Annotated in this window: 9 protein-coding genes; 7 read left to right on the plus strand and 2 right to left on the minus strand. The window is 71.0% G+C overall.

The features are described 5' to 3' along the window. Both ABD844_RS01420 and ABD844_RS01425 read left to right on the plus strand, forming a co-directional pair. Positions 1–907: carbohydrate ABC transporter permease (locus tag ABD844_RS01420; protein WP_344872059.1), on the plus strand; the 907-nt coding region annotated here is incomplete at its 5' end. Positions 908–928: 21 nt separating this feature from the next. Continuing rightward, the gene (locus tag ABD844_RS01425; protein ID WP_344872060.1) at positions 929–2179 is read left to right on the plus strand and encodes an extracellular solute-binding protein; all 1251 of its coding nucleotides are present in this window, start codon (positions 929–931) and stop codon (positions 2177–2179) included. 73 nt (positions 2180–2252) lie between these two features. On the opposite strand, the gene ABD844_RS01430 is transcribed toward ABD844_RS01425, so the two are convergent. Next, positions 2253–4571 (minus strand): beta-galactosidase, encoded by a 2319-nt coding sequence (locus ABD844_RS01430; RefSeq protein ID WP_344872062.1) that lies wholly within the window; start codon positions 4569–4571, stop codon positions 2253–2255. A gap of 98 nt (positions 4572–4669) precedes the next feature. On the opposite strand from ABD844_RS01430, the gene ABD844_RS01435 reads away from it, so the two are divergent. The 5 genes from ABD844_RS01435 to ABD844_RS01455 are packed head-to-tail and all read left to right on the plus strand — an operon-like array spanning position 4670 to position 11035. Next, complete coding sequence (locus ABD844_RS01435; RefSeq protein WP_344872064.1) at positions 4670–5668, plus strand: LacI family DNA-binding transcriptional regulator; 999 nt, start codon at positions 4670–4672, stop codon at positions 5666–5668. Positions 5669–5684: 16 nt separating this feature from the next. Next, positions 5685–7337: an ABC transporter substrate-binding protein gene (locus ABD844_RS01440; RefSeq protein WP_344872066.1), complete on the plus strand. Its 1653-nt coding sequence runs from the start codon at positions 5685–5687 to the stop codon at positions 7335–7337. After that, entirely contained in the window at positions 7334–8329 is a 996-nt protein-coding gene (locus ABD844_RS01445) for an ABC transporter permease (protein WP_344872068.1), read from the plus strand. Before ABD844_RS01440 ends, ABD844_RS01445 begins: the two co-directional genes overlap by 4 nt. After that, the gene (locus ABD844_RS01450) at positions 8326–9210 is read left to right on the plus strand and encodes an ABC transporter permease (protein ID WP_344872070.1); all 885 of its coding nucleotides are present in this window, start codon (positions 8326–8328) and stop codon (positions 9208–9210) included. Before ABD844_RS01445 ends, ABD844_RS01450 begins: the two co-directional genes overlap by 4 nt. A 1-nt stretch (position 9211) precedes the next feature. After that, positions 9212–11035: an ABC transporter ATP-binding protein gene (locus ABD844_RS01455; RefSeq protein WP_344872072.1), complete on the plus strand. Its 1824-nt coding sequence runs from the start codon at positions 9212–9214 to the stop codon at positions 11033–11035. Here ABD844_RS01455 and ABD844_RS01460 read toward each other — a convergent pair. Beyond that, positions 10974–12785, minus strand: coding sequence for a GH39 family glycosyl hydrolase (locus ABD844_RS01460; RefSeq protein ID WP_344872074.1), 1812 nt, complete (start codon positions 12783–12785; stop codon positions 10974–10976). The genes ABD844_RS01455 and ABD844_RS01460 overlap by 62 nt on opposite strands. Positions 12786–12859 lie beyond the last annotated feature (74 nt).

The following is a 12859-nucleotide window of genomic DNA, read 5'->3' on the forward strand; positions in this document are numbered from 1 at the left end:
CGGACGTCCCGTCCCGGCACCGCGGCGCCCGGTCCGGGCGAGCCGGAGCAGGCCGGTCCTGGTCCGCGCGGGCCGGGGATGGCGGCGCGTCCGCCCCGTCGTGCTCCCGGTCGTCGGGTTCGCGGTGGCACTGTTCTTCATCGCCCCCTACGCCGCGATGCTGTCCGGCTCGCTCAAGACCGACGCCGAGCTGTTCGCCGTCCCCGCGACGTACCTGCCGGAGAACTGGGCCTGGTCCAACTACGCCGACGTGTGGAGACAGATCCCGCTGGCCGACTATTTCCGGGTCAGCCTGACCGTCGCGCTGGTCTCCACGGCGCTCGTGCTGGTCGTCGCCGCGCCGGCGGCGTACGTGCTGGCCCGCGCCAGGTTCCGGGGACGGTCGGCCTACCTGGGCGTGATCCTCGTGACGCAGATGTTCCCGGCGGTCGCGCTGCTCATCGGGCTGTACCAGCAGGCGCTGGCGGTGAACGGGATCAACAGCTACGCCGTCATCATCGCCATCAACTCGGCCTTCAACCTCGCGTTCGCGGTGTGGATCCTGCACGCGCACTTCAGCTCGATCCCCGTGGAGATCGACGAGGCCGCGATGATGGACGGTCTCGGCCGGTTCCGGATCATGCTGCGCATGATCCTCCCGCTGGCCGCCCCCGGCCTCGTCACCGTGATGATCTTCACCTTCATCCAGGTGTGGAACGAGTTCGTCATCGCGTTGACGCTCTTCAACGACCCGGCCTCCGGACGCGTGCCGCTCACGGTCGGCGTCCAGCAGTTCATCGGCCTCTACGAGACCAACTACCAGTATCTCTTCGCCGCCGCGCTGATGGCGATCGTGCCGGCGGTGATCCTCTTCGCGCTCATCGAGAAGCATCTGGTGAGCGGCCTGACCGCAGGTAGCACCAAGTGACATGAGAAGGACTGGCGTGACATGAGCTCCAGAAGAAGATCACGACTTGGCGGCCTGGCCGCGACGGCCGGCCTCGTACTCGCGCTGGCCGCGTGCGGCGGCGGCACGGGCGGTGGCGGCGAGCAGCAGTCCGTCAAACTGGTCGTCGCCCAGTACACCCAGGGCACGCGACCCTACTGGGACGAGCTGATCAGGTCGTTCGAGGCCGCGCACCCCGGCAAGAACGTCGACCTCCAGGTGATCGACTGGGGAAACCTGCAGAGCCAGGTCAACACCATGGTCCAGACCAAGCAGTTCCCCGACATCCTCAACATCAACGTCTTCGCCGACTACGCGGAGGCCGGGCTGCTCTACCGCGCCGACGAGGTGGTCTCCAAGGAGGTGCTGTCGGACTTCCTCCCCTCCTTCGCCGAGAACGCCACCTATGACGGCACCCAGTACGGCCTGCCGTTCGTCGCAACCGTCAACGGCATGTACTACAACAAGAAGATCCTGAAGGAGGCCGGTTTCGACAGGCCCCCGGCCACCTGGGACGAGTTCCGCGCGACGGTCAAGGCGATCAAGGCGCTGCCCGGCGGCTACGTGCCGTACGCGCTGGCGCTCGGCGCCGAGGCCGGCGACTACGAGTTCGGCACCTGGGTGCGCGCCAACGGCGGTGACTGGCGTACCGACGGGAAGTGGACCGTCAACGGTGAGCGCAACGTCGAGGCGCTGGAGTTCCTCAAGTCGCTGACCCAGGAGGGCTACACGCAGCCGAACCCCGGCCAGACCAACCGGCCCGACGGCACCTGGCCGCTGTTCGCCCAGGGCAAGGTGGGCATGGTGTACGCGTCATTCGGGACCCGGGCCTTCCTCGACCAGGTCGAGAAGGCGGGCGTGGAGTATGGGACCGCCCCCCATCCCACCAACCACGGGGCCGAGCCGAGCACCCACGGCATCCAGGACTATCTCATGGCCTTCAAGAAGGACGGCAACCAGGCACTGGTCCGGGAGTTCCTCGACTACTTCTACCAGGCCGACAACTACGCCAGGTACCTGAAGGTCGAGGGCCTGCTGCCGACGACCACGTCCGGCTCGGCGGTCATGCGCGAGGACCCGAAGGTCAGCCCGATCGTGGACATGGTGGCCAAGGCCCGCTTCGACCCGACCTCGCAGCCGGTCTGGGCCGAGTTGCGCGGCACGATGGCCGCGGACCTGGGCACCACCCTGGCGCCCGGCGGCGACCCGCGCGCCGTGCTCGGCAAGCTCCAGCAGATCGCCGAGGGCTCCTGACCCGCGAGGACGGCCGACGCCCGGCAAACGGGCATCGGCCGCGCCGGTCCCGCGGCGTGAGTTCGCGCAGCGGTCACACCGCCCAGCGGACCTCGGTGACCTCGCCGGGCTCGGCGGGGGCGGAGGTCCAGTGGACCAGGGTGAGGCCGTCCGGGGTCAGGGAGACCGCGGCGTCGTGCGGGGCGTGGACCGGCCCGCGGAAGGCGGCGGCGTCGCCCGGGTGCCGCCTGCGCAGCAGCACCCCGCCCTCCGTGAGCCCGGCGAGCTCGCACGTCGACCACGCCACCGGGCCCACCCCGACCGGGAGCATCGCCCCGGACCTGGCCGCCAGGCGAATCGGCCGGCCCTGGAACAGCGGCTCGCCGTCACGGCGCAGGACGAACGACTGGTCGACCGGGCCGACGTTGAGCAGGTGGACGAGCCGCCGGCCGGCGCCGTCGACCGTCGAGGTGACGACGAGGCCGGGGGCGGGAGCGTCGTGGGTGTGGCGCGGTCGTACGCCGAGCCGCGCCAGCAGGCCCGTCCAGAAGTCCAAGTGGCACGGGTAGTCGCAGGCGAGCACGATCGCGCGGCCGGCGCCGGCCCGCACCTCCACGCCCACGGCGGCCCCCGACGAGACCTCGCGCACCAGGGTCTCGCCCGCGCCGGTCAACGGCTGCAGGACGTCCACCCTGACCTCGAACGACTCGCCGCGGACCGACGGGAAGCGGTCGGCTCCGCCGTACACGACGGGACCCGGCTCCAGCCCGAGGGCGTCGGCGAGGATCGTGCAGGGGGCGCCGTCCACGTCGCGCTGGGGCAGCAGGCCGGCGAGGAGCAGCCGCCCGCCCGACAGCACGTGGTCGGCGAGACGCCGCTGGACCGCGGCGGCGAGCGTGGACGCGCCGGCCAGGGCGAGCACCGGGGGTAGTTCGGCGGCCTGCACGTCGACCGCGGGGAAGGAGAAGCCCGACAGCAGCAGCGCGCGGGCGAGCACGTCGCGCCCGCCCATGCCGCGGAACCGCTCCAGGTCGGCGACGACCTCGGCGCGGGCGCTGTCGCCAGGATGGCGGTACTCGGTCAGATAGTGGTCGGGGACGAAGCCGAGCGCCAGGCCGTCGTGCTCCTCGTCCATGTCGGCGAGCAGCCCGGCGATGCCGCGGACGGCCCGGGTCACCTCGCGCAGCGCCGGGTAGGACAGGTTCGGCCGGCCCTCGGGGCCGATGGGCGCCGCGAAGCCGTGGCGCTCGCCGGTGAAGGCGATGCGGTCGTTGCCGTCGCCGGAGGGCACGTCGAGCGGCCGGTTGTAGCCGCCCGCGAAGAGGTAGTAGTTGATCAGCCGGTTGCCCTGCGCGAGGCAGAGCCTGACCTTGAGGTCGAGTGCCGACGGCGGCACCAGGCGGCCGAGGTCCTCGCCGTAGTCGCCGGTGCCCGCCTCGAACTCCAGCGACGTCAGCGGCTGGTCGGCGTCGTGCACGGCGGCCATGAACGCGTTGCCGACGTAGAGGTCGGCGACGTTGCCCACCGTCAGGTCGCCCAGGTAGTGGTCGGAGCCGGAGGTCATCTGGGGCAGGCCCTGGTAGCCGCGGTAGAGCTGGCTGATCCCGATCGGGTAGGTGCGGCCCCGGCCGTCGCCGGTGCCGTGGATGTTGATCAGGAACGGCCCGCCGACCCCGTACGCCTCCGCCCTCTCGCGCAGGAAGGCGATGTACCGGGCGTAGCGGTAGCGCATGTAGTCGCTCAGGTCGTGGTGGAACGCCAGGGACGGCGCCTCGGGCGAGCGGCCCACCGGCCACCGGCCGTAGCGCTCGTGGACGTCGAAGCGTTCCGCGGCCCACGCCGCGAAGTCCGTGAGGACGACCTCGGTCAGGTCGGGCGTGTTGCTCACCCACGAGAGCATCCCGATCTCGTTGTCCAGTTGCACCGCGGCCACCCGACCCGCCAGCACCGGCATGATCGCCGCGTACCACCGGTCGACCTCGGCCAGGAAGTCGGGTGACAGGTAGTCGATGGTCCTGGTGGGGGCCGGGGCGCCGTCCCAGCCCACCGGGTGCACCTGCGGGTGCTGCTCGTAGATCCGGTACGGGATGCCCTCGTTCTTGAGCTCCGCCATCACGAAGGGGCCGGGCCGGGCGATGACCAGCAGGCCCCGCTCCTCGGCCAGATCCAGAAATGTCCGTACGTCGCGGTGCTCGGCCGTGCTGCCGTCCAGGTCGATCGTCCCGTCGGGCAGCTCGTGCACCAGCCACGGCATGTAGGAGGCGACGGCGTTGCAGCCCGCGTCGAGGAGCCAGTCGAGCCGCGAGGCCCAGTCGCGCCTGGGTAGCCGGAAATAGTGCACCTCACCCGCCATCACCAGGGAAGGTGTGCCGTCGAGGAGGATCCTGCGCCTGCCGAACCGCATGAGCCGCATGAGCCGCGTCCTTTCGCCGGGGGGTCTTGCCGCTGTGAGGGTTCTCACATAAGGTCACTGAAAGCGGTTACTGCAAACGTTACGGAAGCAGGCGGCACATGGGCAACAAGCGCCTGACGGTTCGCGAGATCGCCAAGCTCGCCGAGGTCTCGGTGGCCACGGTCTCACGCGTCTCGCGCGGCACCGGTCAGGTGAGCCAGGAGACGCGCGAGCGCGTGCTGCGGATCATCGAGGAGTACGGCTACCGCCCCAGCCAGATGGGCAGGACGCTGGCCGAGCAGCGACACGGCATGGTGGCGATCGTCTTCCCCGGGCTGGCGGGGCCGTACTTCTCGGAGCTGACCCAGGGCTTCGAGTCACAGGCCATGGAGGCCGGCACCGGGGTGCACATCCTGGTCACCCATCACCGGCCCGACTCCGACGACAGCGTGCTCGACATGGCCTCGCGCGTCGACGGCATCGCGATCCACGGCGACACGGTCCGCGCCGAGACGCTGCGCAGGGTCGCCGCGGAGGTGCCCGTCGTGGTGCTGGCCGGGCGGCCGATGGACGGTGTCCCCGCGGTCAGGGCCGACAACTCCACGATCGGCGAGCTCACCCGGCATCTGCTGGTCGACCACGGTTATCGCAGGCTGGCGTTCGTCGGCAACCCCGGCGGCTCGCCCGACGTGACGGACCGGTGGGAGGCGTTCCAGGCCGCGCACAGGCAGGCCCGCGTGACCGCGCCGCGCAACCCGGTGCCTCTGGGCCTGCAGCAGTCCGACGGCGTGCTGGCCGCGGGCGAGTTGCTCGACGGCAGGCGGCCGCCCCGCGCCGTGGTCTGCGCCAACGACGAGACCGCGCTCGGGGTGCTGATCGGCGCGCTGGGCCGCGGCCTGTCGGTGCCGGGTGACCTGGCGATCACGGGTTTCGACGACGTCCCGATGGCGTCGCTGGTGCAGCCGCGGCTGACCACCGTGCGCCAGCCCATCCGAGAGCTCGGCGCCACCACCGCACGGCTGCTCATCTCAGGGCTCGGCAACCGGGGAGCCGTCATGGACGCGGTGCTCGCCACCGAGCCGGTCTTCCGCGAGAGCTGCGGGTGCCCCCGCACATAGCTAAGGAGTGAGTCAGGTGAGACGTCGCACGCTGGCCGGGATCGCGGCCGCCTCGGTGGTGTTACTCGCAGGATGCACGGGCACCGAAGGGGCCGCCCGCGACACCCCGGCGGCCGACGGGATGATCGGCTTCCTGGACTACGGCGATTTCGGGGGCGGCGCAGAGCCCCAGGCCAACTACAACCCCTACCTCGACGCCACCCGCCTGGGAGCCACGGACTACCTCTTCGAACGGCTGATGCTCTTCAACACGTACGCGTGCGCGCCGCAGCCCTGGCTGGCCACCGCGTACGAGTGGACGGACCCGCGCACGCTGGCGTTCACGATCCGCCAGGGCGTGAAGTGGACCGACGGGCAGCCCTTCACCGCCAAGGACGTGGCCTTCTCCTACAACCTGATCAAGCAGCACGAGGCCCTCGACACGCAGGGACTCGGGCGCTACCTGGAGGCGGTGGACGCCACCGCCGACACGGTGACGATGAGGTTCAAGAGCGCGGGCGCCTCGGTGTTCACCCTCGCGGTCAACGTCCCCGTCGTGCCCGAGCACATCTGGTCGAAGGTCCCCGACCCCGTCACCTTCGTCAACGCCGACAACCCCGTCGGCACCGGGCCGTTCACGGTCAAGGCCATGAACCGGCAGCAGCTCACCATCGCCCGCAACCCCGGCTACTGGCAGGCGGACAAGGTGAAGGTGCAGGAGATCCGCTTCCACAAGGCCGACGCGCAGGGCGCCGTCGAGCAGCTCAAGCTCAGCCGCGGCAGCTACGACCACAACGCCATGTTCGTGCCCGACATCAAGAAGGCGTTCGTCGACCGCGACCCGAAGAACAACCACTACTGGTACCCGCCCGGCGGCACCATCAGCTTCTACATGAACCTCACCAAGCCCCCCTTCGACGACGTGGCCTTCCGCAAGGCCCTGACCACGGCCTTCGACCACCGTACGATCATCGACAAGGCGCAGCTCGGCTACGTCAAGCAGGCCAGCCAGACCGGGCTCGTCGTCCCCGGCCAGGAGGCGTGGCTCCCGCAGGGCGTCCAGGACCAGGGCCGCATCGGCTACGACCAGTCCGCCGCCGACGCCGCGCTGACGGCCGCCGGCTACCGCAAGGACGCCGAGGGACACCGGCTCGGCAAGGACGGCAAGCCGCTGGCGTTCACCTTCAAGACCCCGTCCGGCTGGACGGACTGGATGTCGGCCGCCCAGATCATCGTCAAGAACCTCCAGGCGCTCGGCTTCGACGTCGACCTCGAGACGCCCACGCCCGAGACCTACGAACGCGACCGCGCCATCGGCAGCTACGACACGCTCTTCGGCGTGCACGGCGGCTCGTGCAACATGTTCAGGAACTTCTCCGAACCGCTGAGCGCCGACCAGAGCGCCCCCGTCGGCAAGAAGGCGCTCAGCAACTTCGTCCGGTGGAACGACGAGCAGACCGAGGGCCTGCTCGAGGAGCTGCGCGTCGCCACCGACGAGACCGCGCAGAAGCAGGCGGTCGCCGGCCTGTCGAAGATCATGGTGGACGAGGTGCCCATGATCCCGATCTGGTACGGCGCCAAGTGGTTCCAGTACCGGACCAGCAAGGCCGTGGGCTGGCCGAACGAGCGGGACACCTACGCGGGCCCGGGTGACAACCTGCTGATCGTCACGCACCTGAAGCCGGCATGAGGTACTTCCTCCGGCGCACCGGCTTCTTCGCCGCCACGCTCTGGGCGGCGATCACGCTGAACTTCCTCATCCCCCGGCTCCAGCCGGGGGATCCGGCCGAGGCGATCGTGCAGCGGCTGCGCGGCCAGTCGCAGGCCGTCGACCCCGCCCAGGTCGCGGCCGTGCGCAAGATGCTCGGCGCGCCGGAGGGAAACCTGCTCCAGCAGTACGCCGGCTACCTGTCGACCCTCGTGCGGGGCGAATTCGGCGTCTCCTACACCTACTTCCCCTACTCGGTCACGCACATGATCGGCCAGGGCCTGCTGTGGACCGTGGCCCTGGTCGGCGTCACCCAGATCCTCTCCTTCGTCATCGGGACGCTGCTCGGCGCGTGGGCCGCCTACCGGCGCAACACCAGGGTCGACTCGGTGATCACGCTGGGCTCGACGTTCGTCGGCACCCTCCCGTTCTTCTGGCTGGCCCTGCTGCTCATCTACGTCTTCGCGGTCACGCTCAACTGGTTCCCCGAGGGCGGCGGCTACGGCGGCGGCAGCAGCCCCGGCTGGACCTGGCTGTTCTTCTCCGACGCCGTCCAGCACAGCGTGCTCCCCGCGCTGTCGTTGCTGATCGTCGGCCCGATCGGCTGGATCATCGGGATGCGCAACAACATGGTGCAGACGCTGGGCGAGGACTACGCCCGGCTGGCCAGGGCGCGCGGCCTGTCGCGCCCCCGCATCGCGCTGACGTACGGCGCCCGCATCGCCGTCCTGCCCAACGTCACCGGGTTCGCCATCGCGCTCGGCGGCATCCTCGGCGGGACCGTCCTCGTCGAGCAGATCTTCAACTACCCGGGGCTCGGCCGGATGATGTTCGAGGCCGTCTCCAACCGCGACTACCCCCTGATGCAGGCGCTGTTCCTGTTCATCACGATCGGCGTGCTGGTGGCCAACTTCCTGGCGGACGTCCTGTACGGCGTGCTCGACCCCAGGGTCAGGAAGGAGGTGGCGGCGTGACCGCCGAACTGTCCGCCGCGCAGGCGTCCGGGGCCTCGCGGCTGCCCGGCTGGTTCGTCATCCTGTGGCGCAACCGCAAGTGCCGGATCGGGCTGATCCTGCTGGCGGCGTTCACGCTGGTGGCCGTGCTGGCGCCGTGGCTTTCGCCGTACGCGCCGCGCGACGACTCCTACGCCGCCTCGGCGACGCCGTCCGCCGCGCACTGGCTGGGCACCACCGCGCGCGGCGAGGACGTGTTCTCGCAGCTCCTGTACGGCGCCCGCACCTCCTTGATCGTCGGGCTGGCGGCCGGGACGCTGTCCACCGTCGTCGGCCTGGTCATCGGCCTGACGGCGGGCTACCTGCGCGGGGTGGTCGACGAGGTGCTGTCGTTCTTCATCAACCTCGCCCTGGTCGTGCCGGTGCTGCCGCTGATGGTGACGCTGGCGGCCTACTCGCCGGTCAAGGGACTGTGGTTGATCATCATGGTGATCAGCGTCACCGGCTGGGCGTACGGCGCGCGGATCAAACGCTCGCAGATCATCACCCTGCGCACCCGCGACTACGTGACCGCGGCGAAGTTCGCCGGCGACTCCACGGCAAGGATCATCGCCAGGGAGATCCTGCCCAACATGACCTCGCTCGTCGTCGTCGGCTTCATGGGCGCCTGCCTGGGCGCGATCGGCGGCGAGGCGGGGCTGGCCTTCCTCGGGCTCGGCGACCCGGCCACCACGAGCTGGGGCACGATGCTCAACCAGGCCAACAGCGGTGGCGCGATGCTCACCGGCCAGTGGGCGTGGCTCGTGGCGCCGGGCGTGGCCTTCGCCGGGCTGATGATCGCCCTCACGCTGATCAACTTCGGGGTCGACGCGCTCAGCAACCCGCACCTGAGGGAGGACTGACATGGCGTTGCTGGAGGTCAGGGACCTGTCGGTGACCTACAGCCCGCGTGACGGCGCTTCGGTCACGGCGGTCGACCGGGTCGGCTTCGACGTCGCGGAAGGGGAGTTCGTCGGCCTGCTGGGAGAGTCGGGCTGCGGCAAGTCCACGCTGGGCAACGCCGTGCTCCGCCTGCTCGACAAGCCCGCGTCCATCACCGGGGGCACGATCGTCTTCGACGGCGTGGACGTCACCACCGCCGACGAGGACGCCCTGCGGCCGCTGCGCTGGGCGAAGATCTCGACCGTCTTCCAGAGCAGCATGAACTCCCTGAACCCGGTCATCACGGTCGGGGCCCAGTTCGCGGACACCTTCAAGGCGCATTCCGTCGATCCCGGCGACCGGGCGCGGGATCTGCTGGAGCTGGTCTCGCTGGAGCCCGACGTCCTGCGCAGGTACCCGCACGAGCTGTCGGGGGGCATGAAGCAGCGCGTCGCCCTCGCGCTCGCGCTCGCCCTGTCGCCGCGGTTCGTGCTGCTCGACGAGCCCACCACCGGCCTGGACGTGGTGGTCCAGCGCACCATCCTGGACCGGCTGCGCGAGCTGCGGGCCTCGCTCGGCTTCGCCGTGCTCTTCATCAGCCACGATCTCGGCACCGTCATGGAGATGGCCGACCGCGTCATGGTCATGTACGCCGGGGAGATCGTCGAGGACCAGCCCGCCGGCGCGATGCTCGCCGCGCCGCTGCATCCGTACACGCGCGGTCTGCTCGGCTCCTACGCCGACCCGCGCGCGCCCGAGATCACCGTCGACTACGTGCCCGGCCGCCCTCCGGACCTGTCCCTGCTCCACGAGGGCTGCCGCTTCGCACCCCGCTGCCCGGTGGCGCTCGACCGGTGCGCCACCACCCACCCCGAACTGCTGCCGGCCGGGCGCGGCGCGGCGCGCTGCCTGCTGGCCGGCGAGGTGCCCGAGACCGCCACCTCCGGCGCCTTCGCCGCCGCGCGCTCCGGTCCCCCGGACACCCCGCCGGTGCTGTCCGTGCGCGCCGCGGTGAAGGACTACCGGGCGCGCCACGGCGCCACCCGCGCGGTGGACGACGTCTCCTTCGACCTGCGCCGGGGCAGCGTGACCGCCCTCGTGGGGCAGAGCGGGTCGGGCAAGACGACGCTGGCCCGGCTGGTCACCGGCGTCGAACGGCCGACAGCGGGGTCCGTGGTGTTCGGTGACGGCATCCGCGTCGACAGGCTGCGCGGCCGGGGGCTCAAGGACTACCGCAGGCATGTGCAGTTGGTGTTCCAGGACCCGTTCGCCGCGCTCAACCCGACCAGGACGCTCGCCTACGCCCTGTCGAGGCCGCTGCGCAACCACCTCGGTCTGACCGCGGCCGAAGCCCGGACGCGGTCGGCCGAACTGCTCGAGACGGTCGGCCTCGCGCCCGCGTCGCAGTACCTGGACAAGCTGCCCCACCAGCTCTCCGGAGGCCAGCGGCAGCGCGTCGTGATCGCCCGCGCCCTGGCCCCGGAGCCGGAGGTGCTGGTCGCCGACGAGCCGATCTCCATGCTCGACGTGTCGATCCGCGCCGAGATCCTCGAACTGCTCGACCGGCTCGTGCGTGAGCGCGGCATCGCGATGCTCTACATCACGCACGACCTGCTCAGCGCCCGGTTGCTGGCCGACGAGGTCCTGGTGCTGCGCGACGGCAAGGTCGTGGAGCGCGGGCCCGCCCTCCGGGTGATCAGGCGGGCCGAGCACTCCTACACCAGGCTGCTCCTCGACTCGATCCCTAATCCGTCGCCGGCAGTTCCACCAGAACGGCGCCAGGTTGCGGGAGATCCAGGTCGATGACGAGGCGGCCCCCCTCGGGGGTCGCCTCCGCGGGTTCGGCGCGCAGGACGTCCGCCTCGCGGAGCAGTTCCCACTGTTCCTCGGTCGGCCACTCGCCCACGCCGAGACGCGCCGCGAGCACCGACACGTCGCCGTGGTCGCGGTCGAGCCGCGTCACCGTGACGGGCCGGACAGGCCCGCCGACGACCAGGCGCACCCGGCGGTCGAGACCCGCGCCGCCGCCCGCCTTGGAGTGATCGAGCGTGTGGTTCCACAGCAGGATCGCCAGCGTGCCGTCAGCGCGGCGGCTCGCCCAGCTCTGGACCAGGCCCCCGGCACCGTCGCCCGCTGCGGTGACGGGCAGCTCGACGTCGCCGAGCCGCGACAGCAGGTGCAGGGCGTGGTAACGGGCCTTGGCGATGCCCCCCACCGTGATCAACCCGAAGCCGCCGTGCAGCAGCCGCGGCGGCCTGCCGAGCTCCTCGAAGTGGTCCGAGGCCACCCAGTACGACAGCGCGTCCACCCTCCCCGCCGCCGACCGCATGCCCTGCAGCAGGAACATCGCCGACGCCGCCCCGTCGTTGACCGGGTTGAAGTGGGTCGGGGTGACGCCCCACTCGGTCCACAGGATCCGCGCGTCCTCGCGCCCGAACCGTTCCAGCGTGGGACGCAGATCGAGGGGCGGGCTGCCGTAGGTATGGGTGGAGACGAAGTCGAGCGGCGCCCCCGACTCGGCGACGTGCTGGAGCAGCTCATCCACCCACCCGGCCGCCGCGGAGGAGGGGCCGCCGACCCGCAGCGACGGGTCGACGTCCTTCACGGCGAAGGCGGTCACGTCGTACAGGCGCATCCACTCGTCGCGGTCGGAGGACCAGAAGACCTCGAGGTTGGCCTCGTTCCACACCTCGAAGTCCCACTGGCGCACCTCGTCCAGGCCGTAGCGGTCGACCAGGTGCTGGACCAGCGCCCGCACCAGGTCGCCCCACCGCTGCCAGTCCTTGGGCGGCGAGATGATCGCGCGGTAGTCGAAGACGGTGCGCTCGGGGTCGCTCGCCAGGTCGCGCGGCATGAACCCGATCTCCACGACGGGCCGCAGCCCGGCCCGCAGCACGGCGTCGTACACCTCGTCGACCCCGGTGAAGTCGTGGACCGGCTCGCCGTCGACCTCACGGTAGACGCCGAGGTCGTCGTGCAGGATCGCGTGGGCGCGCACCGCCTCGACGCCGACCTCCGCGCTGATCCTTTCGAGCGCCGCCAGCAGCTCCTCGCCGATCGGCCGGCCGCCGCTCAGCTCGGCGCAGCGTAGCTGGCTGAGCCGCTCGCTGCCGATCATCGGTCTCCACGGCCTGCGCAGCGGAGTCTCGTCCGTCCCGACGCTCAGCGTGACCCGTGGTGTCCCGCCGTCCGGTGGCAGGGCCGTGGCCGGGACGGCGGGGCCGAGCTGCCCGGTCATCGTCACCTCCGGCACCGAGGCCACGGCGTAGAAGTACGGCGTGCCCGGCCGGCCCGTCGTGTCGACGTACGAGGTGTCGGGCACGGCCAGCACGTCCTGCCCCAGATGGTCGCACGGGGCGTACGGCCCGTCCGGGGCCTCGGCCCGGTGGACGAGATATCCGACGGCCCCCTCGACCGGCTGCCACCGCAGGGTCACGTGCCCCTGGCCCGCCTCCGCCACCAGGCCGGTGGGGGGTGGGAGCGCGGGCGGTTCGCTGCGCCGGGTGCTGTCGGAACGACGGGAGATGCGGGACTCCCAGTCGATGCGGGTGGTCACCTGTTTCGCCTCCGCTGTAACCGGTTTCTGAAACCCTTACACTTCCTTGCGAACGTGGGCGGTGTCAAGGCGTG

The sequence above is a fragment of the Nonomuraea antimicrobica genome (assembly GCF_039536965.1).
Lineage (GTDB): Bacteria > Actinomycetota > Actinomycetes > Streptosporangiales > Streptosporangiaceae > Nonomuraea > Nonomuraea antimicrobica.

Bases quoted from the DNA above. Each gene is read 5' to 3' on its own strand.
- ABD844_RS01425 (WP_344872060.1), top strand. From the start codon at position 929: ATGAGCTCCAGAAGAAGATCACGACTTGGCGGCCTGGCCGCGACGGCC.
- ABD844_RS01430 (WP_344872062.1), bottom strand. From the start codon at position 4,571: ATGCGGCTCATGCGGTTCGGCAGGCGCAGGATCCTCCTCGACGGCACA.
- ABD844_RS01435 (WP_344872064.1), top strand. From the start codon at position 4,670: ATGGGCAACAAGCGCCTGACGGTTCGCGAGATCGCCAAGCTCGCCGAG.
- ABD844_RS01445 (WP_344872068.1), top strand. From the start codon at position 7,334: ATGAGGTACTTCCTCCGGCGCACCGGCTTCTTCGCCGCCACGCTCTGG.
- ABD844_RS01455 (WP_344872072.1), top strand. From the start codon at position 9,212: ATGGCGTTGCTGGAGGTCAGGGACCTGTCGGTGACCTACAGCCCGCGT.